This window comes from Niallia nealsonii (assembly GCF_002835805.1).
Lineage (GTDB): Bacteria > Bacillota > Bacilli > Bacillales > Cytobacillaceae > Niallia > Niallia nealsonii.
On record NZ_PISE01000047.1, the window covers coordinates 1 to 25,577 of the forward strand.

A 25,577-nucleotide genomic window follows, 5' to 3' on the forward strand; every position below is an offset into this window, starting at 1 on the left:
CCAATCAACCTGTTTTAACCATAGATTTACTCATGCAAACTATTCGAAAAACCACAATCTTTTAGAAAACAGCCTTAGAAAAAAATAAAGCGCAACTAACAATCAGGCTTTACAGGAGAAAAGGAAACATCAATCAGTGGGGGATTTTCTTCATCCCCCACTGATTGTTAGTTGAACTAATCAGGCGTTTACGGGCAGTTATCCCCCACCTCCATTTCTTGTTTTCTCTTATGATCTTGAGGTGGGGGCTTTACTGCCCGTTAATGCGTGATAAATTAAATCGGCAATGGCTTTATTGGCCATTTGTATAAATATCTAATGAAGCCTGCACTCCCGCACCTGTTTGCACTTTCACTCCATGTCTAATCAAGCTAGCTTCTAAAGCTGATAAAGCAAATAGGACGTTTTCTTTGCGGCAGCTATATCCCATTGTTCCTATTCTCCAGATTTTCCCGTGTAATGGCCCAAAACTGCTGGCAATTTCTACACCAAATTGATTTAGCATCATTGCACGGACTGATTCTGCATCGACACCTTCTGGAACTTTTACGCAAGTAACTGTCGGCAATTTCCAGCGGCTGTCACCAAACAGCTCTAAGCCCATTCCTTCTATGCCTGCAATTAATGCTTTCTCATGGAATTTATGGCGAGCAAAACGATTTTCTAACCCTTCTTCAAGCAAAATCCTTAAGCCTTCATGCAATGCATACAGCATAGAAGTTGCCTCTGTATGATGATTTAATCTTCTTGGACTCCAATAATCCTGCAATTGGCTTAAATCTAAATAATTGCTTTTAATTGGATGATGATAAGATTTTTCCGCTAGCTCTTTATCTGTTGCAATCCCTCTTTCTACTTTTTTACGATCAAGAAGGATTTTTTCAATTCGCTCATTATACGTAATTGGCGAATTTCCAGAAGGAACAGAAATACATTTTTGGTTTCCGCCGATAGCCGCATCAATATACCAATTATCTGTTTGCACATCTGCACCGCCAATAGTTGCAACAGCGTCTACAATGAAAAGCACATCTTGCTCCCTGCACGCTTTTCCAATTTCCTCTAAAGGCTGCATACATCCTGTTGATGTTTCTCCATGCACTATTGCGACTACTTTTGGATTTACTTTTTTCATTTCATTGATAACCACTTCAGGGTCAAATACTTCTCCCCATTCACAATGCAATAAATGAAGCTCTGCTCCGTGTCTTTCTGCGATCTCTGTCAGTAGATGTCCAAATCTCCCATAAATAGGAATAAGCACTTTATCTCCTGGCTCAATCACACTGCCAAGTACTGCTTCTAATCCTGATCTAGATGTACCATCAATTGGAAATGCCCATTGATTTTTTGTTTGAAATACTTCACGAATCATGCTCATTACTGTATTCATAATAGAAGTAAAAGCAGGGTCAAACTGTCCAAGAATTGGTGTGCTCATTGCTCTTAATACTCTTGGATCCACTTCCACTGGTCCTGGTGTCATAATGGTTCTTAATGGTGCATTAATTTCTCGATAGCTCATTTATTTTCATCCCTTCTATTTAATAGGCTAATTTATGCAGCAATTTAATTAAAACAATAACTCCATTTTTTAAATCTTCTATTTTTGTAAATTCTAGCGGTGAATGACTAATTCCCTTTTGACTTGGAACAAATAACAATGCAGTTGGGCAAAATGTTCCGAACATTTGACTGTCATGTCCTGCTCCACTAATCATTTTTTTATAAGGCAAAGACAAGCCTTGTAAAACATAATCCGCAGTATCGATAAGATTTTCATCCATTTTTACTGGCTTTACATTTACCCATTGAGAAATATCCAATCCTGCGCCTTTTTCTAGGCAGATACTTTCAAAATAAGAAAAAATCTTTGCACAATACTGATCTAATATATCCTCTTGATGATGGCGGACATCTAATGTAAACACTACTTCATTTGGTATAACATTAGGGACATTTGGTGAAACTGTCAATTTTCCAACTGTTGCTACTAAACTCTCCTCTATTTCTTTCACCTTATTCATTGCATATGCTATGAATTCCGATGCTATATGCATACTGTCTTTGCGGTAACTCATTGGCGTGGTGCCTGCATGATTGCTTTCGCCAATAATTTTTATATTAAATCTGCGCTGTCCAACAATATGTGTCACAATTCCTACTGATTGTTTTTCTTTTTCTAAAACCGCTCCTTGCTCAATATGAACCTCAATAAAACTATCAATATCATCACGAGCTGCTGATTGATTAGAAGGAGGAAATCCCGCAAGCTCCATGGCCGTATGAAAAGGAATGGAACTAGCATCTTTTAGCTCTTTGCTATCTTCTAGCTTATATTTTCCTGTAATAGATCCAGAACCCCAAAAAGCCAATGGAAAACGACTGCCTTCCTCTTCACATAAAGAAACTACTTCAATTGTTTTTTTCGGGAAACCATAGTGTTCATATAGATATTTGACTGCAAGCAGACTAGCAATAACGCCATATGCCCCGTCATATTTTCCTCCATCAACAACTGTATCAATATGGGAACCAGTAAGAATCGTTTTTTCTTTTATCTCTGTTCCTTCTAATCTTCCAAATAAATTCCCAATACTATCAAAGCTCGCTTGTAATCCAACATCAACCATTTTTTCCTTTAGAGCCAATTGCGCTGTTTTCCAGGAATCATCGTATAATAATCTTGTTACTCCATCATTTTTTGTTGCCCCAAAGCAACTTAACCAGTTCAGCCATTTTTCCACCTTAACGGTTTCCATATTAATCGTTGTTTGCATGCTAACCTTCCTCTCGCTAGATATCTAAACCAAACCGCCTTTATTTTTAAAATCCCCAGTTTTAAATTCGTTTTTTGTTATGTTTTATAACATTTATTTTTCATTTTAATAAGGATACAGATCCAATACATTGGAAAAAATGTTAGAATTGTCACATTTTTTTGTGCACATTAACTAACTAATAGATTATAATGACAAATATCAACTATTTTATATGTAACTTTTTTTAACACAAATTGGAGGACTAAATGAAATTAATCGATATTTTAAAAAAACCTTTATTCCAAAACTTTCATGTACTAGCAGGAAAATCCGGCTTAAACAAACAGATAAAAAATATTACGATGATGGATGCGCCGGATATTTTGCATTATCTTCATGAAAATGATTTTCTTGTAACTACCGCTTATCATTTAAAGGACGATCCTGCAAGCATTACCGAACTTGTACAAACTATGCATAAACAAAAATGCACAGCTTTAGGCATTAAAACTAAACGATTTTTAAATGACATACCAAAAGAAGCGATTGAGTATGCCAATGAGTATGGTTTTCCTATATTAGAAATACCATTAGAGATTTCTTTAGGGGAAATAGTAAATGCATCCTTGCAATATATTTTGGATCAACGCACAACAGAGCTGACAACAGCTTTTGAAATCCACCGAAAATTCACACAGGATGTTTTAAAAGGGAAAGGGATAAAAAAACTGATTGATGATCTATCAGCCATGATTGGTCAAAAAGTATTGTTATTTGATCAGCATTTTCATATTCATTTGTCCTCTCAATCAAAATACCCTATTGAAAATCAAATTTCACTACTGCATTCTCAAGGTTTTCAGCTACTATTAGGAAAGAAAAGCCATACATGTTTCACCATTCGCCATACAGAAGAGACCGTTTGCATTTTTCCTATTCCTACCCATATAGGAAAACCCGCTTATTTAGTCATACTTGGACATATTCCAATCCATGATCAAAGTCTACTGTTAATTATTGAACAAGCAACAAATGTTCTTTCTTTTGAATTAATGCGAGAATATACGGTTAAACAATATGCCAAACGTGCCCGAAATGAGTTTTTTATTAATCTTGTTGATAGCACATTTACATCAAAAGAAGAAATTGAAAATAGGGCAAAGGAATTCCACTTAAAAAGTGAACAACCATTTATTACAGTGCTAGGAAAAATCGACCAAGAAGGTAAACAAAAAAGCTTTACACAATATCAGCTAGAGACAGAGTATATTTATGAATTTCTAGAAACGGAGATTAATAAGGCACCATTCCTCGTCCATCTATTTATAAAAGGAGATATGTGCATTCTTCTAGTAGAAGTGGAGGAAACAAGTCATGAGATAGATTCCGCTATTATTCCATATTTAAAGGATATACAAACATACGTTTCTAATATTTTCAAAAAGACAATTTCATTTGGCATCAGCAACATCAGTCATCATTTAATAAATATTCCAAAAACTTATATTGAAGCAGTAAGCGCCATTCATACCGGACAGCTTTCTGGCAATCAACAGTTTATCCAAGTGCATCGACCAAAAGATGTTTCAGAAATTTTGCGTATCGTTCCAACAAAAGATCTTCAGGAATTTTATGATCATATCTTCCAAGGATTCACTGTCAATCATCAGTTAGAGGAAGAACAAATTTTGTTAAATACGCTATCGGTATACTTAGAAACACATTGCCAAATCTCTGAAACAGCAAAACGATTATTCGTTCACCGCAATACGGTCATCTATCGTTTAGAAAAATGTGAAGAAATACTAGGAAGAAGTTTAAAAGATGCTGATACAACGTTTCATTTACGATTAGCATTTCGAATTAAAACCATTTTACAAACACAATAATCATTAAATATTTCGGCAATATAGCAAATGTATACGATATTGTCGAAATATTTTGTTTACATTAACCAATGACTTCTCCCTAACCTCTATTTATTATGTTAATTAAGATAACTTTATTTGTTATAAAAATTAACACCGTTTAAATAAAAGGAGAGATTATGGTGAGCAATAATAAAAATGGGCGTTTAAAAATATTTTCTTTAGGACTGCAGCATGTTCTAGCTATGTATGCAGGAGCTATTTTAGTTCCGTTATTAGTTGGGAGGGCTTTAAACCTAACAACAGAGCAGCTAGCCTATCTCGTGGCAATTGATTTATTAACATGCGGATTAGCAACATTGCTGCAAGCCTGGAAAAACAAATATTTAGGAATCGGACTTCCTGTCGTGCTTGGCAGTTCTTTTGTTGCTGTAACTCCAATGATTTCTATCGGTACTACATACGGTGTTACAGCGATATATGGCGCCATTATTGTCACTGGTTTATTTATCGTTATTTGCGCTCCATTTTTCAGTAAAATCACAAAGCTTTTTCCACCTGTTGTAATGGGAACGGTGGTTACCATTATTGGCTTATCTTTAATTCCAACAGGAATAAAAAACATGGGCGGCGGTGCTGCAAGCGAAGATTTTGGTTCAGTAGAAAATCTAGCGCTTTCTTTTGGGGTTCTTTTGTTCATTTTAATCCTTAATCGTTTTTCAAAAGGAATGCTACAATCTTTATCTGTTTTAATCGGTATCATTGCAGGTACCTTTGTAGCAGCAATGACTGGCAAAGTAAATTTCTCGTCTGTAGCAGATGCAAGCTGGTTTCATTTGCCTCAAATCTTTTATTTTGGAGTCCCTACATTTGAAATTGGACCTATTCTTACGATGTTGATTGTTGGGCTTGTCATTATCATTGAATCTACTGGTGTATTTTTTGCACTAGGCAAAATATGTGATCAGCCATTAAGCGAACAAGATTTAACAAGAGGATACCGCGCTGAAGGTTTGGCGATTACACTTGGGGGAATATTTAATGCTTTTCCATATAATACATTTGCACAAAATGTTGGACTTGTACAGCTTTCGAAGGTAAAAACAACAAATGTAGTTATTGCTGCTGGTGGAATCCTGGTTTTCTTAGGGCTTATTCCAAAAGTCGCTGCTTTTGCAACAATCGTCCCTACACCAGTACTCGGAGGAGCAACAGTGGTTATGTTTGGTATGGTTGTTTCTTCTGGCATTAGAATGCTCAGTACCGTTGACTTTACAAAACAATCTAACTTGCTTATTATGGCATGTTCAATTTCCATTGGCTTAGGTGCAACTGCTGTGCCTGATTTATTTGCCCAATTGCCATCTGCTCTTCGCATTATCGTAAGTGACGGCATTATTACTGGAAGCTTATGTGCCATCCTTCTTAACTTGTTGTTTAATATGAAGACAAAAAATGAAAAGACTGCAAAAGCTGACACATTAGCAGAAGCACATTAAAAACAGGGAGATGCCTGAAACCAAGGCACCTCCCTTTTATTCCATAATGGGCGAATATCGGCTTAAATCTAAAAAAGAGCCTCCAATAGCCGAAAAATCAACTTCTTGGATAGCTCCTTATAATAAGTTAAGGAAAATGCATTCTATCTGGCTCCCACCTTTGTTTCTTTACTATTTCTGCTCCACTTTGATTCGCGCAACATTTGTTTGAACAGCTGCTTTTGCCACTGCTTTTGCTACTGCAGGAGCAACACGCAAATCAAATGGACTTGGAATAACATAATCCTCATGCAATTCTGCATCGATTATTAAATTAGCAATAGCTTCTACCGCTGCTTTTTTCATTTCTTCATTAATATTTTTAGCACGCACATCTAATGCACCACGGAAAATTCCAGGGAATGCCAAAACATTATTTACTTGGTTAGGATAATCAGAACGGCCTGTTCCTACTATTCTCGCTCCTGCCGCTTTTGCATCTTTCGGATCTATTTCAGGCACAGGATTTGCCATTGCAAATATAATAGCATCTTTATTCATAGAAGCAACCATCTTGCCAGTTAATGCCCCTGCAACTGAAACTCCGATAAATACATCCGCATTTTTAATAACCTCACTTAAAGAACCTTTTTCTTTCTGAATATTTGTGTATGCAGCTACGCCTGCTTTCACTTTATTCATTCCTTCAGGTCTTCCGTCATAAATAGCTCCCTTTGTATCACACATAATCATATTTGTTACACCATATGAGTATAATAGCTTTGTAATCGCAATTCCTGCTGCTCCAGCGCCATTTAAAACAATTTTTAAGTCCTTCATTTCTTTTTTGACTATTTTTAAAGCATTTGCTAGCCCAGCTAATGTAACAATTGCCGTTCCATGCTGATCATCGTGAAAAACAGGTATATCCAACTCCGCTTTTAATCTTTCTTCAATTTCAAAACAATGTGGTGCCGCAATATCTTCTAAGTTAATGCCTCCAAATGTTGGAGATAATAATTTAACTGTTTCAATAACTTTCTCTACATCTGTTGTATCAAGCGCAATGGGAAATGCATCTACTCCCGCAAAGCTTTTAAATAGGATGGCTTTTCCTTCCATCACAGGCAATGATGCAGCAGCTCCAATATTGCCTAAACCAAGAACAGCTGTACCGTTTGTAACAACTCCAACCATATTTCCTTTCATTGTATATTCATAAACAGTTTCTGGATTTTCATAAATTGCTTTACAAGGTTCTGCCACTCCTGGTGAATACGCCAAACTTAAATCATAGGCATTTTTCACCTCTACTTTTGCCTGTATTTCTAATTTCCCTTGTTTCTCTTGATGCATATGAAGTGCTTCTTTTTTTAACGTCATTTATTTCTCTCCTTTTTCCGCACATTATCCTTCTTCCATCATCATGCTTCATAATGATTATAAAATGAAACGTTAATCAGCAAGTTTTTTCTTCCTCTCCACTGACCACTAAAGCTTTTATCGGCCATCTAGCCTTTTTCATTTTTCTCTCTATGATGCTATTAACTAAGTGTAAGAAAATGAAACGTTAAAAAAGAAGGCTGTTTTCTAAAAAATTGTTGTTTTTCGGATAGTTTCTAGGAGTAAATCCATGGTTAAAACAGGTGGATTGGAGTGAAAGGTACGAGACTCCTGGAACGGAATCAACCTACTTCTTTAAAAGCAATAAAGTTTACGAAAACAGCCAAAAAGAAAAATGCATTATGAAAAAAAAGAAAGCGTTTATTCATAAATCCATTTAAAGGAATCATGTCAACTTCTTTCTAAGATCTGCGTTTGCACTAATTAATTTATTTTTATCTATTATTAAATGACTCTGTTGATAGAAGGGATTTCATAATAAACCAATTTTTGAATCCATCCGCCGTTTTATGCAGTTATTGCTTCCAATTCTCTGTAAGCTTTTTAACTTATTCTATAAAACAATAACTTTATCCTTCTTATCAACTGTAATAACATGATGAACCATATTAATAAACAAACCATTTTCCACTACCCCAGGAATACCATTAAGCGCCATCGCTAATTCTTTAGGCTTTTCCATTCGAGAAAAATAACAATCAATAATATAATTCCCGTTATCTGTCACAAAAGCTTTTCCTTCTTTTTCCCGAAATACTGTTTTGCAGCCGAATTTTTGAATAGCTTTTTCCGTTAGTTTGGCACCAAAAGGAACGACCTCAACAGGCAGAGGAAAACCTCCCAATTGCTGGACAATCTTATGAGAATCCACAACAACAATAAATTTTTCTGCATGTTTTGCGATAAGCTTTTCGCGCAAAAGAGCTCCTCCACCACCTTTAATAGCACAGAACTGAGGATCAATTTCATCTGCACCGTCAATTGCTATATCTATCTTTTGCACCGTATTAAGATCTAGCAGTGGAATGCCTAAGCTTTTCGCTAAATTTTCTGTTTGAACAGAAGTTGCCACACCAGAAATAGTTAGGCCATTTTTTATCATGTCTGCAATCTTAACAATTGTGTAATAAACCGTTGAACCTGTACCTAAGCCTACAACCATTCCATCCTTAATATATTCCTCTGCAGCTCGTTCTCCTACTGCTGCTTTCTCATTCAAGAAACTCCCTCCTCGCCTGAGATATTTTTCTTCTACTTTATTGAGCTGCTATCGTTCTTACCGTTATAGTAATACATTTACGAGAAAAATTCTATTGAGAACACTTACATTTTCCAAATGATTATTTTGGCTTAATTGTAAGAAAAAATAAATTTGGCACATATCGAAATATGCACCAAATTTTATAAATTAAAGTTAGTTTTCCAAATATATTTTTACTAGGTTTTGTACTTCTAGCATTTTTGTCGCATTCTTATTATACATTGCTTTCGCCTCTTTATTATCTGTTTGCAAAGCATATATTTCTAAATCTGCCTGTATTTTTTTGATAGTGGCTAACATCAATGGACGCTCCTGTGGAGAAGCAATTTTCAGTTTATCATCAAAAATATCAACAGTCAGTTCACCATATGAATTTACTTGGCCTAAAAAAACATTATCTAATATCACACCAATTTTCGTCAGTTCTTCATTAAGCCATGCTGCCGTTTTTCCAGCTTTTTTTAAAGAGTCATATAGTATATTTCCATCCATAATAACAGTTTGCGGCACTTTTTCATTTGGCATTTTCATCTTCATATCTTTTGGCGTTATCGGCCGATTTTCCTTTTTTAGCATAACACTCAACATGCCCTTTGGCTCAAGAACTGCATATTCTACTTCTGATAAACTAAAAACATCCTTTTGCCTTAATAAACTTGAAAAATCATCTATCGTGTATTTTTCTTTTTTTAGATTTTCTTCTAACAGCTTTCCGTTTTCTACAAGTACAGTGCCTGTTCCTTCAATAATATTTCGTAAGGTTTTGCTTTTTAGTGAAATCACATCTGCGAAATAGGAAACAATGCCAAATACAAATATCCCAAGTATGCCATGTGATATTTTAGCTTCTCCACTCAAGATTACTTCACCAGCAATATCTCCAAGTGTAATACCTGCTATGTATTCAAACAATGACAATTGAGAAATATGCTTTTTTCCTAATAGTTTAGCAGTGATAAATAAAATAATTACAAATAAAAATGCTCGGAGTACAACTTCCATGCCAGTTAACATATCATTAACTCCTTATGACGAACTGTATTCATTTTCTTCTCTTTCCATTGCATAAACTCTCAGCTGAATATCATTTTTTATTTGACCGACTAAAACCATTGCCTCATGGAATTTTTTTTGCGCTTCTTCCTCCATTGAATTTAAAGCAAATGTCGATAATTGTGATTCTAATCCTTTTAAGCTTGCTAATGTCTGTTTTACATTAGATGCGACAGTCATCTAAAAGCTCACCTTTCTTTAAATGGCATGATTGGCAACATCTGCCAACCATACCCGCTATTTTTATTGTCCAGAATACTGCGGCTCTTCTTGTTCAATTTCTTGAACTCGTGGGTTTAGAGAATCAATAACCTGCTGTGTTTGTTGTGCAGCAGTTTGATACAACTGCTTTGCTGATTGATTATCTGTTGCAAGAGCAAATGTTTCTAAACTCGCTTGTGCACTTTTTAATCCAGCAATTGTTTGCTTTACATTATTAATAACAGTCATTTGAACACATCCTCTAAACAGATTTTTTATTGCCCCTTTTATGTTCTCTAATTTTTTTTTTCTTATTCACCTACTCTATAGCATAAATTTTCCAATCCTTTAGTGCCGCACCAAAAAAAGAGAATCTAAAAGGATCTCTTTTATAGTTTTTATCCACTTATTCACACTATATTTTGTATCAGAAACATGATTTTTTACTTCTATGCTCTACCGTACTGCTATCATCATCATTTACATTTAGGTTTTATCTACTTTATCAGTAACCATCTATCCTTATTAACATTAAATGATAAACTTACGCTAGATTCATTCAGGATAAACTTTTTGTAATAACCGTATCAGTTGCATTTCTTCTTCTTCTGTAAAATTTTTTGTAATTTCTTCATTCAAATTTTCCAGTACCCTTTGAATAGCAGGATAAATATCGATGGCTTTTGCTGTTGGATATAAATTATTGGAACGACGATCTTGTTTATCTATTTTTTTCTCAATATAGCCTGCTTCCACTAATTGTTTAACTGCTCTTGCCGTTGTTGCTTTATCAAATTTTAATACAGAAGTCAGTTCATCTTGATTTATGCCTGGCTGTCCTAGAATTTTTTTAAAAAAAGCATATTGCCCACCATTGCCAAGATTATATGGTTTTAATTCTTTTGCAAGGAATTTCTGATTTTGGCGATGAATTAATGAAACTAATCTTCCTAATGGTACATCCTTCATTTATTTCACCTCTTTGATGTTATTCGTACATATTTTTCTCGCATATAATAGCATACAAAAATTTAGTTGCACGAGCAACTAAATTCTTTTACAATATAAACGAAAAGGTTGCGTACGCAACTATTAAAATGAGGTGAAAATTTGATTACAGCAAAAAATGCAGCAGCTAATAATGAAGCTGTTTATAATAAACGTTGGCTCATACTAATTGTTCTTAACATCTTTACATTTATGTCTACATTAGATGGAAGTATTGTGAATATAGCCTTGCCTACGATTTCTCAAACTTTAAGCCTTACCTTATCCGAATCACAATGGATTGTCAGCATTTATTTAATGACAATATGTATGGCTATTCTATTTTTCGGCAAGCTTGGAGACATATATGGAAAAATTAACATATTTAAATATGGCGCTATTATCTTTATTATAGGTTCTTTTTTTTGTGGCTTAAGTCATTCCTTATTTTTCCTGCTTTTCTCTCGTTTTATTCAAGCTATCGGTGCTTCGATGACAATGGCCAATAGCCAAGGAATTGTAACAGAGATTTTCCCGCCAAAGGAAAGAGGGAAAGCATTAGGAATTATTGGCACCTTCGTTTCTTTAGGGAGCATAGCAGGTCCAAGTCTTGGGGGAATTATTCTTTCTAGTCTAGGTTGGGAATATATTTTTTGGATAAATATTCCTATAGGCGTTATTGCTATTCCACTCGCATGGCGTTTGCTGCCCGCAGATCGTATAATGGCAAAAAACAAAATAGACATACCTGGCAGTTTATTATTTGCTCTTTCTATCCTTTTACTATTTGCAGCACTCTTATTAGGTCAGCAAATAGGCTATACGAATAGGTGGATTATTATTTCATTTATTTTTGGAATTATTTCTTTCATAATATTTATCATCTTTGAAACAAAATCTGCTAGTCCAATGCTTCATTTGGCCATTTTTAAAAACTCGCTATTTTCTATTAGTATTTTTTGTGGCTTTTTAGTATTTGTCGTAAATTTTTGTTTTAATATATTAGCACCCTTTTATACACAAAGCATTTTACATTTATCTCCATTGCAAGCTGGATATTTGCTGATGCTTTTTCCAATCACAATGGCAATTGTCGCACCATTAAGCGGCAGCCTTTCCGATAAAATCGGCGGGCAAATCATTACATTTTTCGGGCTGCTATTATTAGTGGCAGCACAAATTGGGCTGACTTTCCTCCATGAAAATAGTTCGCTTATTAATGTAGCATTATTAATTATTCTATCTGGGGCAAGTTCTGGTTTATTTCAGTCTCCTAATAATTCATTGGTTATGTCTACCGTTCCCAAACAGCAGCTAGGGATTGCAGGCAGCATCAACTCCCTTGTTCGAAATTTAGGAATGATTGTGGGTATATCCCTTGCAACAAGCACACTTTTTTCCGTTATGAGCGAAAAGTCCGGCTATAGAGTGACAGCATTAATTTCAGACAGACCGGATATCTTTTTAGATGGTATGCATGTTGTGTTTATCGGATCGAGCATTCTTTGTTTATTAGCCGCTTCTTTGACAGGTTGGCGATGGTTTTCCTCATTAAAAATGGAAAAACGACAACAAAAAAAGGCCTCCTAATCCCTGCTAAATAAATAAGGCTGTTTTCGTAAACTTTGTTGCTTTTAAAGAAGTAGGTTGATTGCTCGCTTTCCGTGAGCCTAAGGGGTCTCGCACCTTTCACTCCAATCAACCTTTTTTAAACATGGATTTACTCATGGAAACTATCCGAAAAACAACAATATTTCAGAAAAGAGCCAATAAAAAAGAACAATTAAGCGACATACTTAATTGTTTCTTTTTTATTGGCCAATTATTTTACATGAATGAATACAGCGCATCCTAAATAAATAATAGTAAACTGATTGCCATTACAGCCATCCCGGCAACTAATCCATAAATCGAAAGATGGCCTTCATCATATTTTTTCGCTGCTGGCAAAAGTTCATCTAAAGAGATAAAAACCATGATTCCCGCAACCGCTGCAAATATCAGGCCGAACATAATATCATTTAAAAATGGCATTAATAGTAAAAAAGCAACGAGTGCTCCTACTGGCTCTGCTAAACCAGATAAAAAGGAAAGTTTAAAAGCTTTTTTCTTATCTCCTGTTGCAAAATAAATGGGAACCGCTACTGCAATACCTTCTGGAATATTATGAATAGCTATCGCAACAGTAATTGCGACGCCAAGCCCTGGATCTTGCAGCGCAGCGGTGAATGTTGCAATACCTTCTGGGAAATTATGAATAGCTATAGCTAACGCAGTAAATGTCCCCATTTTTAATAATGCATGATCCCTTTTTTTCTCCAGATCTACTGCATTCATTTCTTCCACTTTTTTTAACTCATGTGGATTGTTTTGTTCTGGTACAAATTTGTCAATAAGACCGATAAGTAATATACCGGCAAAAAAACCGCCTACTGTTAACCAATTTCCTAAATGATCTCCTAAAGAATCAACAAGTGCAACCTTGGCTTTAAAAAAAATCTCAATCATAGAAACATAAATCATCACACCTGCTGAAAAGCCAAGCATCCAAGATAAAAATTTAGTATTAGTAGTAGAGGTAAAAAAAGCGAGTACACTCCCAATACCTGTTGCAAGTCCTGCTAATAATGTTAAACCAAATGCTAATAATAAATTATCTGGCATCCTTACCCCCCTTTATATATCTTTATTCTTAACTATGTTTAAGAATGCTTTGACAAAACAGGAGTGAAACTATTTATTTAAAATATATTTTCCATTCAAATCCGTCAATATCGCCAGTTCCCTTAACATAGCCTTATCATTCATTAGTCTTTTTTTACTTTACATAAAAATGTTTCCTATAGGAAACATTTTATACACCTGACAAAAATACGTCAAATTATATTTATGCACTATTATATAAAGGTGTTCGTTTCACCAATGCCGCAATCGAATAAAATATGTTGAACTAAGAGTTAATACACAAAAGGAGGGATGAAATAATGAAGAAAGTATGCGAGGAGAGTCATTCTATAATCACTCTATTTAAATTCAGCCAAATACTTTTGGATTTTCTTTATCGCCTCTGTAACTGCCATTGTGCTAACACTATCTATGAGCACATGATCATAAACTGCTTTGCATCCATAAAAAACGACTGTTCCTATTGTCAAATCTAAAATAAAAAAACGCTTAACTGCTGTAAATGGAATAAACACTACAACACTACTCTTATTCTCCTTTATTGTATCCATTTGTACCCTCCTTATTATTTTTCTATGCTATGTATGAAATAGGTTGTCTTATGATTTTTCTGCTATAAATTTTTTAACAACATAAAATACCATTCCTTTTTATAAATAAAAAGAGAAAGAGTGTCCTAAGATATAGTCACTACATTTTAGGCACCCACTTCAAAATAATCACTACTCTACATGTTCAAACAAGGTAACACTCTCCATATAATTGATAAATCTTCTTAATTCTTTTACTTGATCTTTATTAATATCTCCTATTTCATACATTCTGCGAATTTCTGACCGCTCTTTATCAAGCACTTTTATGCGAAGTTCTTCTTTTTGTTCTTCCACTCGTTCATTATTTTTGATAGTTGGCAGTTTCATTCGATTAATCATTCTTTTGTAATCAAGAATCACTGCGGCGAAAGCTTCTTTTTCTTTTTGCTCTTTTGCATATGCCTCAAGATTTTTAAGAGCATATTTCATCGCTTTTAATTGAATACCACGGCCAATTGCTAAATGAGACTTTTGTCTATCATAATCTTTGCGAAGTCTTCCTACTAAATGTTTACAACCTCTAGTCAGTATTCCAATAAAATATTTTGTTGCCGATTTCAAATTATTAGAAAGCACTTCCTCTCTGTAATTCAATGACTTCTCTAATTTTGCATATAACCCACTATCTAGCTTCTCATTTCCAAACATTTCCTGAATATATTTTCTTTCCATCTTCAATGCCATTAAGCCAAGTTCTACCTTGTTTTTTTGTAATCTCTCATTTGACTCTTCTTGATTCAGCCCTTGCTGAATTTGCTGTATTCTAAATTTATATTCTCCAATTAACTGATATACAGCTGTTTTATTTTCCTCATTTAATTCTTGCTTTAATGCTGCTACTGCAGATAATAAAAGCACCTTTTTCGCTTCCGGCAAATTTATTCCCGTTTCCTTTCCTTCTTCTACTACTTCTCCTCCGCTTACTAATGGCAGAATAAAGGTAGCAGCCAATAAAGTAAATAAAATAACTCCTGCCGCTAAAAAAAGCAGTAACGAGCGTTCAGGAAACAGATCCCCACTCTCCAAATAATAGGGAATGGAGAGTATCCCTGCCATTGTAACTGCCCCACGAACACCTGTTAAACTTATTAACAAGGCTGTTTTTATAGTAGGTTTTTCTGTTTTTTTTACTTGAAGGGATCGATATTCATAATAAGCAAACAAATATGACCAAATAAAACGAATCCCTAAAATAACAATGCCTATCGCCACAACATATCCAATAATTAACCAATTACCTAAATTCGGATTTGCCACAGTTTCAACCATAGAAGAAGGAATATTTAAACCTAATAATAAAAAGACTATTCCATTTAAAATAAATAAAATAATGCTCCAAATATTTTCCGTGAGCACTTGCTCCTCTGCCATAATAATTTCAGTTTTTTCCCTTACAATAGTATGAATAATGCCGCCCACTACTACTGCAATAACGCCTGAAGCATGCAGCATTTCTTCTGTTACAATAAAAATAATAAAGGGAGCAATAATTTGCAGCAATGAATGAAATGTTACATCATTAATTCCTTGCCTGCGCAATGTAAAACGGATCCATATTATAATAAGACTAAGTAATACACCTAAAACAGCTCCAGCAATAAACATATACATAAAATCAAATGTTGCCTTCTGCAAAGAAAAGACTCCCGTTACTACGGCTGCAACTGCATAATTAAACGCAACTAAACCGGAAGCATCATTAATCAATGATTCTCCTCTAACCAAATTCAGCACTTTCTCTGGAATATGTATACGCTTTGCAATGCCATTTACTGCTACTGGATCTGTTGGAGAAAGAATTGCCGCTAAAGCAAAAGCTGCAGCAAGAGGAATATCTGCTATCATCCAATGAATAAAATATCCTCCTCCAATAGTCGTTAAAAGAACAAGAACGATTGCGTTGCCAAAAATAGGTGCCTTCATCTTCCATAATTCATCTCGAGGAAAATATCTTCCATCATTGTATAAAAGGGGTGCGATAAACAGCAGCAAAAACCATTCTGTTTCAATCTCTAAAGAAAAATCATTAAATGCTAAAGCAATGATAACACCAAATGCTATTTGAATTAATGCCGTAGGAATAAACGGTATATAGTGACTAGTAATATTTGAAATTAATAAACAAGATAACAGCAATATAATAGTCATTAGCAAATCCATAAACTTCTCCTTAAAAAACTAAATTTTCTTTTATTCTCTACACAAAAGAAGGATCCTATTTATACACTTTTTCTCTTGTGATTTTACTCCTTATAGACTCCCATCATATAACCTCTTTTTTATCTTGAATAGGCGAGAAGACCCTATCTTCAAGGAAGGAAAGGAATAAGAGAGATATATGAATGTTTCTTCCTTTTTTCTTGTCATCACCTACCTTTTCCACTAATTAAAAAATAGATCAAACGTTCTTTTTGGTATCCCAAAAAAAGACTTCATCCCTATCGTTTCCTAACAGCTCAAATAGCTTTTGGTTTAATTGATTCGTTGCTTAGATCGCCTCACTAGTTGCCATTCCTGAAATTTCTTCTTTCCAACATGCCTGATTTTCATAAATTCTAAATACGATTATAGGCCCAATATCACACGGGTTAATTACTGCTGCATTAGTAAATGTATTCTCTAATTTTTTGCGAAATGCAAGATTTACTCTTACATAGTTTCCAAGAAGCTGCTGATAACCTTCCATCCCAAACGCCTGCAATGCAGCATAATCTTTCTGCATGGACATAAAAAAGCAAGAAGGGTGCAAATTTCTCTGCCCCTACCTTGCTTTGAAAAACTTTAGATTTTTTACAGATGCATAAAAATTATACTGCCGCATTTCCTTCTTGCTTATGGTCTTGAATTAAAAGCAGCCCTAATTCATGGTGATCGCCTTCATATAACGCTCGCTGTACAAAACGATTTTCTCCTCTAGCATCAAGGACTTCTATCTTACAATGAGCAGAATTTTTCTGCAGCGCTTTATACAGTTCGATTTCATCGTGAATAGGAATACTGTTTACCTTGGTGATCAACTCACCTATTTTTAAGCCCATTTTATCTGCTGGAGAATCAGGGACAATTCCTAAAATCATTACCCCATTATTTTTTCTTGAAAAATAAAAGGATTTCGTTTTTTCTCTATTTTTTTGTCTGCTTGTTATCCATTCACGCCCAATAATAGCCAGGAGGATACTTGCATAAGCAACAGGTAGATAGAAATAGACTCCAATAGCACTTAACGTGATAATCACACCTAAAAATATGGTGTTTTTCCCGACCGTCCTAATAGCAGTAATTGGATGTACTCCTTGAACTTCTTGTTTAAACCCTAATAAAAATGGGACAAGCAATAAGGAATACGTTTGATTTCCCACTGTAAATATAGGCCATCCTTCAATCGGGCTGGTTAAAATGCCGTTTGGAATAAATAAAAAAAGCGGCAATAACCAGATTCTTTCTGAAAGATGCACTCCTATATATTGCCCCCGCTTGCTTTTTATTAAACGAGGCGATGTTTTATGCGCGCCATTTCTCTTTATAAGAATACCTTCTGCGACAATCAATAGTCCTAATAGAATAATAGCAGTTGGAAAAATAATGAGATTTGAATCTAGATTACTTTTAGAAAATAAGAAAAAGTCCCAGTCTAAATACAAGGAAAGAATACTTAATAAAATACCCAATCCAACTGTATATACAGATGACAGAAATCTTGTTTTACTGATTAAACTTAATAAGCATGTAAATAAGCCTATATATATAATCATTTCCATTGGAACAACTACAACAAAAAGAATCGATAAAACAGATAAACATAAACCAATAATCAATCCTGTTTTCAAAACTTGCTTTAATTCAAAATAAGCATTTTCTGCCCTTACAGTAAACTGCTTTCTTTCTCTTTTTACTCTAGCTACCCCAAGGTATGCAGCAAAAAAGAACGAAAGATAAAATATTGGATTTAAAAATAACTTTCCTGCTCCTTTAAAAATCTCAAATAGAACATCTTGTCCCATTTGAACATCCCACCTTCTACATACTTGTTAGTTGCTTCATCTGCAGCATGAATCTTAGTAAATTTTGAATAGATGATTCCTATTAAAACATTCTGATTCTATTATATTCTACTGGGAAATTAATAGAAAGCCTATCTATAACATTTTGGCAAATATAATCAATTGCCGATAAGAAAAGGAACATCCCCTAGCCGCAAAAACAGCTTATGGGATGTCCCTTCACTAACGCTATCATTTAACTACTACTTTATTTTCTTGAAAAACAATGCCATCCTTCAGCACTTTTAATTGACCCGTTTGCTTTTCATTTGCAACCCACAATAAGATTTCCGCCGCTAATTCATTTGCTAAAATTCGGTCAATTGCTGTTGGGTTTGTCCCCATACATAACGCTTCGTCTATTTCAGCATATTTCCAGTCTGCATCTATTTTGCTTATTACTTCGTTTTCTATCACATTTGCCAATCCGACACTATACAACAGTACATTCGACGTATTTTGATTAGTGAAAGAATTTGTGATGTTATTTATTAATTGCTTCACTTCGTCTTCTTCCAAATCATTTGCCAGAAAATGTCCATCCACACTAATTGCAATATCTTGAAGCATAGATGTTGGAGGCTGTCCCTCTATAGAGAAGCCAAACAATCTCGGTTTATCATATTTTAAAGAATGGATGGTATCTTTTACCTTCAAAACATTTTGTGTAATGCTATTTAAAGCAGTATCATAACCTAATGACCAGTCTGAACCTTTTATATTATTATGAATAGATACAGGAACAAATAAGGAACAAATATTTTCACTGTCTGAAAGTTTTTCTTCCCATGCTGCTTTTGCCTTTTGATCTCCAATAACAATCGCAACATCCATATTTATAAATAATTCTTCCCAATTTTGAAGATGATCTGCTACAGATAATTTTAAATAAGTATTTCCTAAATAAGGGGAATCACTTAATTCATTTAATTCATGGTATATAACCTTCTCATCTTTAGCTACTTCTAATCCAATTAGCTTATGCTGTGGTGACAGCTCTTTCGAAAGCTTAAAAAGAATCTGTTTAACCCCAGCTGGTAAGGTGCCTAATACTATTACTCCAACTTTCAAAGTAATTCCTCCTATTTTCAAATCATGTTGGTCATACAACAGATATTATAAAGGAAAATTCTGAATATTGGTATCCCCATATGCCAAACTTATTGCTATTTTCCTAAAAAACGTAAAAAAGCTCCTCTTATAGCAGGAGCCTAAATTTAAACCTTAAAAATCAAAATTATCTGGATCTGGACCGACACGTTGATCAAGATTCAGCCCATCAATTTGTTTCATTTCTTCTTTTGTTAGAGTAAAATCAAAGACTTGGGAATTTTCAATAATTCGATGCTCTTTAATAGATTTGGGAATGGTTATAATATTATTTTGCAAATCCCAGCGAATAATAACTTGTGCTACTGATTTATTATACTTGGATGCAATCTCTTGCAACTCAGAATTATCCAGCAGCTGGCCCTGCATTAACGGTGACCATGCCTGCACTTGTATATTTTGTTCTTGGCAGTACTTGATTAGCTCTTTTTGTGTTAAGCGTGGATGAAGCTCTACTTGGTTGATCATTGGTTTTATATCTGCATCTTTCCATAGATCTTCTAAATGATGAATTTGAAAATTACTTACACCAATCGCTTTAACTTTTCCTTCTTTATAAAGACGCTCCATCGCTTTCCATGCATCTTTATATTTACCTTCTTTCGGCCAATGAATTAAGTATAAATCTAAATAATCCAACCCTAGTTTTTCTAAACTAACTTCAAACGCCTTTAATGTTTCTTCATAACCTAAATCCGCATTCCATACTTTCGAAGTGATAAATAAATCTTTTCTTGTAATGCCAGCAAGTTCTATTCCTTCTTTGATTCCTATTCCAACACCTGTTTCATTGTCATAGACTGCAGCTGTATCAATGCTTCTATAACCATTTTTGATAGCTGTGCGAACGGCAGCAATCGTTGTTTCTCCATCCTCTACTTGAAATACCCCTAAACCTAACCAAGGCATTTTTACTCCATTAGCTAGTGCAACTGTTGATTGTAAGTTCATTTATATATCCCCTTTAATTATATTTTCATTCTGTTTTGATCTTTTTTCTAGCATTAAACTATATCCAGTAAGAATAACTGCCAGCACAACCATTATTCCGCCAACCCATGTTGTATGAATTATTCCCATCTGTTTTGTCACCACTCCACCTAAATAGGCGCCTATGGCAATGCCTGCATTAAATGCTGCGATATTTAATGCTGATGCCACATTAACAGCACTTGGCACAAATCGTTCAGCAAGCATTACCACGTATACCTGCAATCCAGGAACATTCATAAAAGCTAATAGTCCCATAAAAATAATCGTAATCAATCCTGCTATTTTAAATGGTATCGTAAACAGTAAAATAAATAGAATAAGCGCTTGTACAAGAAACATATAAAATAGGGAGCGAAGCGGATTTAGATTGGAAAGTTTACCTCCAATCATATTTCCAATGGCAATTGCAATCCCATATGCCAATAAAATAAATGCCACACTTTCTTCCTTAAAACCTGTCACTTCATGCAATAAAGGAGACAGATACGTGAAGATGACAAACGTTCCCCCATATCCTAGTGCCGTAATAATAAAGATTAGCAAAAGCCTGCCATTTTTCACTAATTTGACTTGATCACTGAATGTCACCTTGTCTCCTTTAGACAAATTATTTGGTACAAGGATACTATTAGCGATAAATGCGACAATACCAATAATAACAATCACAGCAAAAGCTAATCTCCAGCCATATTGCTGACCTAAAAATGTTCCAAATGGCACACCTGTTACGGTCGCCACCGTTAATCCTGTAAACATAATGGAAATGGCAGATGCCCTCTTATCCTTTGGAACAAGATCTGCTGCAATAGTTGAACCGATTGACATAAACACCCCATGAGAAAATGCAGCAATAATGCGGGCAAATAATAAAACGGTAATATTTGTTGCCAATGCAGCAATACTATTTCCAAGAATAAAAATAACCATAATCCAAAGCAATAGTGATTTCCTTTGCATATTAGATGTAATCGATGTTAATACCGGTGCTCCTACTGTAACCCCTAAAGCATAGATAGACACCGTTAACCCAGCTGTTGTAATGGATATATTTAAATCATTCGAAATAAGGGGCAGCAAGCCGACACTAATAAATTCTGTGGTACCAATTGCAAAAGCACTGATCGCTAATGCCAGCAATGCAAGTGTACTTTTTTTATTTAAACTCATATTTCCTCCGTCCTTTATCTTTATTAATTAATGAAAGCATGCGCATGCTATTTTTAATGAAAGTATTTTTTCAAAAGCCGCTAATAGGCTTTTACGATAAAATACAAATTGCAATTTCACCGGCAAATGTTATTATGAACTATATAGACCAAATAAAAAAGTACGTACTTTAAAGTAATGTAGGAACCTAAAAGGTATATAGGAACTTTTTAGTGCCTATATACGTAGGAGGACAGAAAAAAGATGGATAATAAAAAATATAATATTTCCGTGGAGGCAACTCTTGAAGTAATTGGTGGAAAATGGAAGTGTGTAATCCTCTGTCACTTAACACATGGAAAAAAAAGAACCAGTGAATTAAAACGATTAATGCCAAATATTACACAAAAAATGCTGACACAGCAGCTTCGAGAATTAGAAAATGATGGTGTGATAAACCGAATCATCTATCAGCAAATTCCTCCTAAAGTAGAATATGAACTAAGCGAATATGGGAAAAGTCTAGAAAGTATATTAACAGCATTATGCAATTGGGGAGAAAAACATATTACGAAAGTGTATGGAGATAAAACATTAGTGCTAGAGGATAGTATTTTAAATAAATAACTGCCAAAAACCCCAATATGCATAAGTTGGGGTTTTTGCTGTTTTATGATTGGCTGTTTTCGTAAACTTTATTGCTTATTTTGATTGCAGTGAAGGGATGCTCGCTTTCCGGGGGGGCGAATGGTAAGCCTCTTCAAACAATAGATGGTTTCCTTTAATTGCCCCTTCCATCACATACAAATATAAAAATAGTAAGTTTTTCAGCAGCCTTGGCTGTGCCTTGCGGGATCTCATCTGTCCCGCTAATCCCATAGGAGTCTCGCACCTTTCCCTCCAATCAACCTGTTTTAACCATGGATTTACTCATGGAAACTATCCGAAAAACAATAATCTTTTAGAAAACAACCTTATGATTTAATCAATACTTTAATTTCGTCCCCAGCCATTACCGTTTCAAATGCTATTCGCCAATCATCAAGCTCTGCAACTTTTGTAATCATTTTATCTGTATTTATCTTTCCAGATGCCAAAAGATCTAACGCTAGATTCCAAGAGCTTGGTTTTTGCGAGCGGCATCCGACATAATTTATTTCACGCTGGATAATCGATTCTTGATCTATTTCATTCTTTTTATTTGCAAATAGGCCAACCTGAACAAAAGTACCCTTTTTCTTTGTTAGAGACAAGCCTTGGTTTACTGCTGGAACTGCTCCCGAACAGTCAAATACTTTATCAGCACCATATCCATCCGTATAGTTCGCTATTATTTCAGCTAAATCTTCTTTTAACGTGTCTACGACTACATCTACACCCAACTCTTTAGCCAGTTCCAATCGTTTACTATCCTTGGTAATTCCAGCGAGAATAACAAAGGCGCCTTGAGATTTTACCACTTGGCAAAGCAATAAGCCAATTGGACCCGGTCCAAAAACTAAAACTTTATCATCAGAATGAATAGTTGTTTTTTCTAATGCTGCATGAACACAGCAAGCTATGGGCTCTGTTAATGCAGCTGCTTCTAGACTTACATTATCAGGAATAAGATGCACACTTTCTTCTCTCGCAATTACATAATCTGCCAAACTACCATTGACTTGTGTGCCAATTCCAGTGCGATGTGGGCATAAATTATAATCTTTTTCTTGGCAATATATGCATTGTCCGCACGTTGTAAAAGTTGTTTCGCTTGTTACTCTGTCTCCAACTTGAACCTTTGAGACATTTTGCCCTACTTCCACAACAATCCCTGAAAATTCATGCCCCAATACAACAGGAGTATTTTTACTGTTATATTCCCCTTTGAATGTGTGGATATCTGATCCGCAAATACCTGTATAAGCAACTTTTATCTTAATTTTATCCTCAGAGGCAATGGGCTCTTCCAACTCCACTAAGGACATATTATCATAGCCAGGTGCCAACTTACTTACTGCTTTCATCTTACTACCTCCCCATTTTTTATTCAGATTAATCTAAATGATATTTTGAAATAACTGAGATACTTTAAGAACCAGCCAGTTTAAAAGGTTTCCGCCAGTATCTAAATTTGATACTTGAGTAGCTCCGCCAGGCATTTCAAAAGAACCGCCTGCAAGCATTTGTGTAAATACAGGGGCAAAGTCTGTTGCCATATACAAGGAAAGCGCAATCATTATTGTTCCTACAATAACAGAGTGAATAATATTTCCTTTTCTTGATCCTACAATAAATGCCACCAAAAATGGAATCGTTGCCAAGTCTCCAAATGGCAACACTTTATTGCCTGGAAGAATAACTGCTAATACCAATGTAATAGGAACTAAAATTAACGCTGTAGACATAACAGCAGGATGTCCTACCGCTAGTGCTGCATCTAAACCAATATATAATTCTCTTCCTTCATAGCGTTTTCTTAAGAAGTCTCGAGCTGCTTCTGAGATTGGCAGCAAACCTTCCATCAGAATTTTTACCATACGGGGCAATAACAACATAACAGCTCCCATAGAAATTCCTACTTGGAAAACATCTCCCGCATTATAGCCAGCTAATATTCCGATAACAATTCCTAAAATGAAACCCATCATCATCGGTTCGCCAAAAATCCCAAGTCTTTTTTGAATCGTATCAGGATCGGCTTTTATTTTTTGCAAGCCTGGAATTTTCTCAATTAAATATCCTAGCAAGATGCCAAGTGGTGCAAAAGAAGCTGTTGAGGCCGTTGGAAATGTAATTCCTGGAAGGCCATAAAATTTCTCCACCATCGGCTGGGTTTTATCAGCAATTATAAGGACAATAATTTCATATACAACCGCGCAAATAATAGCGAAAAGATAACTGTCTGTTAAAATATAGCCAGTTGCTCCAGCAGCAATAAAATGCCAATAGTTCCATATATCCACATTTAATGTTTTAGTTAGTTTTAGAAAAATCATTAAAAGGTTAACACCTAAAAGAACCGGTAAAAGAATCGCTGCAACTGGCGACGCCCAAGCACCTGCTGCTGCAGCTGGCCACCCTCCATCAATTACAGTTAAATTAAGACCAAATCTTTCAACCATTGCTTGTGCTGCTGGTCCTAAACTTCCTGTAAGAACACCAATTACTAAATTAATCCCAACAAATCCTATTCCAATTGTTAATCCTGAACGAAACGCTTTTTTGAAACCGGTTCTAAATATTAAACCAATAATAAGAATCGCAAGAGGCAAAATAACAGTAGGTCCTAAACTAAGTACATACTGAACGCCATCTAAAAGCTCTTTCATATGGAAGTTCCTCCCTAGTTGAAAATTAGTGTCAGGTTAAAAGTATCTTTTCTCATTGCTGCTTTCCTAAAAAAGCTTTAGTATCTCTAGCAATCTATTTAATTACTAATAACAATGAGACAAAATCTACTTCCAACCCAGCCTTTTTGCATAAAGTGAAACTTCAATCATTGGGAGCTCTCTTCATCCCCCACTGATTGTTAGTTGAACCAATCGGGCCTTTACGGGCAGTGATCCCCCACCTAGATTTCTCGTTTCTTCTCATCATCTTGAGGTAGGGGTCTTACTGCCCGTTAGTGCCGGATAAACCTTCAATAGAAATTACAAGGAAAGGTTTGATAGAACATGCCTATTTATTAAAGTGATTAATAATTTGTTGATCAATTTGTTCCATGCCGATTCCACTAATATACCCTGTTGCAACAATTGCAGGAATATCATACTGTTTTGGCAGAATAGTAGTAGAAACAATTAAGTCAGCATCGCCTTGAAGAGTTGCAACCTCAGCAATTTTGCATTGTACAATTTCTGCATTAATGTTATTATCTCTTACTAAATTTTCCACTCTGTTACAAACAACCGTTGATGTTGCGATACCTGCTCCACACGCTACTAGAATTTTTCCTTTTTTCATATTAATACTCTCCCTTTTTTGTATATTATCTATTTAGAAGCAATGATTATT

Annotated in this window: 23 protein-coding genes; 4 read left to right on the forward strand and 19 right to left on the reverse strand. The window is 35.0% G+C overall.

Annotated features, from left to right (window positions below; all coding sequences use genetic code 11):
- Positions 1–292 precede the first annotated feature (292 nt).
- A complete protein-coding gene (locus CWS01_RS18900; protein ID WP_101178766.1) occupies positions 293–1,525 on the reverse strand; it encodes a pyridoxal-phosphate-dependent aminotransferase family protein in 1,233 nt (410 codons plus the stop codon).
- Between the two features lie 19 nt (positions 1,526–1,544).
- Positions 1,545–2,780 carry an allantoate deiminase gene (gene allC / locus CWS01_RS18905; protein WP_101178767.1) on the reverse strand — a complete coding sequence of 412 codons (1,236 nt, stop codon included), beginning with the start codon at positions 2,778–2,780 and terminating at the stop codon, positions 1,545–1,547.
- 248 nt (positions 2,781–3,028) lie between these two features.
- Between allC and CWS01_RS18910 the strand changes: the two genes are divergently transcribed.
- Both CWS01_RS18910 and CWS01_RS18915 read left to right on the forward strand, forming a co-directional pair.
- Entirely contained in the window at positions 3,029–4,651 is a 1,623-nt protein-coding gene (locus CWS01_RS18910) for a PucR family transcriptional regulator (RefSeq protein ID WP_101178768.1), read from the forward strand.
- A gap of 161 nt (positions 4,652–4,812) precedes the next feature.
- Positions 4,813–6,129, forward strand: a complete 1,317-nt coding sequence (locus CWS01_RS18915) for a nucleobase:cation symporter-2 family protein (RefSeq protein WP_268877087.1) — start codon at positions 4,813–4,815, stop codon at positions 6,127–6,129.
- Positions 6,130–6,300: 171 nt separating this feature from the next.
- Here CWS01_RS18915 and CWS01_RS18920 read toward each other — a convergent pair whose 3' ends face one another.
- The 6 genes from CWS01_RS18920 to CWS01_RS18945 form a co-directional block, all read right to left on the reverse strand.
- Positions 6,301–7,491 carry an NAD(P)-dependent malic enzyme gene (locus tag CWS01_RS18920; RefSeq protein WP_101178770.1) on the reverse strand — a complete coding sequence of 397 codons (1,191 nt, stop codon included), beginning with the start codon at positions 7,489–7,491 and terminating at the stop codon, positions 6,301–6,303.
- Positions 7,492–8,065: 574 nt separating this feature from the next.
- On the reverse strand, positions 8,066–8,731 hold the full coding sequence (gene rpiA / locus CWS01_RS18925) for a ribose-5-phosphate isomerase RpiA (protein ID WP_101178771.1): 666 nt from the start codon (positions 8,729–8,731) through the stop codon (positions 8,066–8,068).
- A 195-nt stretch (positions 8,732–8,926) separates the two neighbouring features.
- The gene (locus CWS01_RS18930) at positions 8,927–9,787 is read right to left on the reverse strand and encodes a DUF421 domain-containing protein (RefSeq protein WP_101178772.1); all 861 of its coding nucleotides are present in this window, start codon (positions 9,785–9,787) and stop codon (positions 8,927–8,929) included.
- A gap of 12 nt (positions 9,788–9,799) precedes the next feature.
- Complete coding sequence (locus CWS01_RS18935) at positions 9,800–10,006, reverse strand: DUF1657 domain-containing protein (RefSeq protein WP_101178773.1); 207 nt, start codon at positions 10,004–10,006, stop codon at positions 9,800–9,802.
- 63 nt (positions 10,007–10,069) lie between these two features.
- Positions 10,070–10,276 (reverse strand): DUF1657 domain-containing protein, encoded by a 207-nt coding sequence (locus CWS01_RS18940; RefSeq protein ID WP_101178774.1) that lies wholly within the window; start codon positions 10,274–10,276, stop codon positions 10,070–10,072.
- Positions 10,277–10,582: 306 nt separating this feature from the next.
- Positions 10,583–10,996 (reverse strand): MarR family winged helix-turn-helix transcriptional regulator, encoded by a 414-nt coding sequence (locus CWS01_RS18945; RefSeq protein ID WP_101178775.1) that lies wholly within the window; start codon positions 10,994–10,996, stop codon positions 10,583–10,585.
- Between the two features lie 141 nt (positions 10,997–11,137).
- Between CWS01_RS18945 and CWS01_RS18950 the strand changes: the two genes are divergently transcribed.
- Entirely contained in the window at positions 11,138–12,604 is a 1,467-nt protein-coding gene (locus CWS01_RS18950) for an MFS transporter (protein WP_235852115.1), read from the forward strand.
- Between the two features lie 261 nt (positions 12,605–12,865).
- Here CWS01_RS18950 and zupT read toward each other — a convergent pair whose 3' ends face one another.
- The 8 genes from zupT to CWS01_RS22740 form a co-directional block, all read right to left on the reverse strand.
- Complete coding sequence (gene zupT / locus CWS01_RS18955; protein ID WP_101178776.1) at positions 12,866–13,678, reverse strand: zinc transporter ZupT; 813 nt, start codon at positions 13,676–13,678, stop codon at positions 12,866–12,868.
- Between the two features lie 359 nt (positions 13,679–14,037).
- Positions 14,038–14,250, reverse strand: coding sequence for a hypothetical protein (locus CWS01_RS18960; RefSeq protein WP_101178777.1), 213 nt, complete (start codon positions 14,248–14,250; stop codon positions 14,038–14,040).
- 171 nt (positions 14,251–14,421) lie between these two features.
- A complete protein-coding gene (locus CWS01_RS18965; protein ID WP_101178778.1) occupies positions 14,422–16,452 on the reverse strand; it encodes a Na+/H+ antiporter in 2,031 nt (676 codons plus the stop codon).
- Between the two features lie 328 nt (positions 16,453–16,780).
- Complete coding sequence (locus CWS01_RS18970; RefSeq protein WP_101178779.1) at positions 16,781–17,041, reverse strand: hypothetical protein; 261 nt, start codon at positions 17,039–17,041, stop codon at positions 16,781–16,783.
- 58 nt (positions 17,042–17,099) lie between these two features.
- The gene (locus CWS01_RS18975) at positions 17,100–18,293 is read right to left on the reverse strand and encodes a PDZ domain-containing protein (RefSeq protein WP_101178780.1); all 1,194 of its coding nucleotides are present in this window, start codon (positions 18,291–18,293) and stop codon (positions 17,100–17,102) included.
- Positions 18,294–18,524: 231 nt separating this feature from the next.
- On the reverse strand, positions 18,525–19,403 hold the full coding sequence (locus tag CWS01_RS18980; RefSeq protein WP_101178781.1) for a 6-phosphofructokinase: 879 nt from the start codon (positions 19,401–19,403) through the stop codon (positions 18,525–18,527).
- Between the two features lie 153 nt (positions 19,404–19,556).
- Positions 19,557–20,393: an aldo/keto reductase gene (locus CWS01_RS22735; protein ID WP_101178782.1), complete on the reverse strand. Its 837-nt coding sequence runs from the start codon at positions 20,391–20,393 to the stop codon at positions 19,557–19,559.
- Positions 20,394–21,602 (reverse strand): MFS transporter, encoded by a 1,209-nt coding sequence (locus tag CWS01_RS22740; protein WP_101178783.1) that lies wholly within the window; start codon positions 21,600–21,602, stop codon positions 20,394–20,396.
- Between the two features lie 243 nt (positions 21,603–21,845).
- Here CWS01_RS22740 and CWS01_RS18995 point away from each other — a divergent pair, with 243 nt between their 5' ends.
- Complete coding sequence (locus CWS01_RS18995) at positions 21,846–22,208, forward strand: winged helix-turn-helix transcriptional regulator (RefSeq protein ID WP_101178784.1); 363 nt, start codon at positions 21,846–21,848, stop codon at positions 22,206–22,208.
- Between the two features lie 347 nt (positions 22,209–22,555).
- Here the strand turns inward: CWS01_RS18995 and CWS01_RS19000 are convergent, their stop codons facing one another.
- The 3 genes from CWS01_RS19000 to CWS01_RS19010 form a co-directional block, all read right to left on the reverse strand.
- A complete protein-coding gene (locus CWS01_RS19000; protein ID WP_101178785.1) occupies positions 22,556–23,587 on the reverse strand; it encodes a zinc-binding dehydrogenase in 1,032 nt (343 codons plus the stop codon).
- Positions 23,588–23,620: 33 nt separating this feature from the next.
- Positions 23,621–24,892, reverse strand: a complete 1,272-nt coding sequence (locus CWS01_RS19005) for a PTS galactitol transporter subunit IIC (RefSeq protein WP_101178786.1) — start codon at positions 24,890–24,892, stop codon at positions 23,621–23,623.
- A 349-nt stretch (positions 24,893–25,241) separates the two neighbouring features.
- Positions 25,242–25,526 (reverse strand): PTS sugar transporter subunit IIB, encoded by a 285-nt coding sequence (locus tag CWS01_RS19010; protein ID WP_101178787.1) that lies wholly within the window; start codon positions 25,524–25,526, stop codon positions 25,242–25,244.
- Positions 25,527–25,577 lie beyond the last annotated feature (51 nt).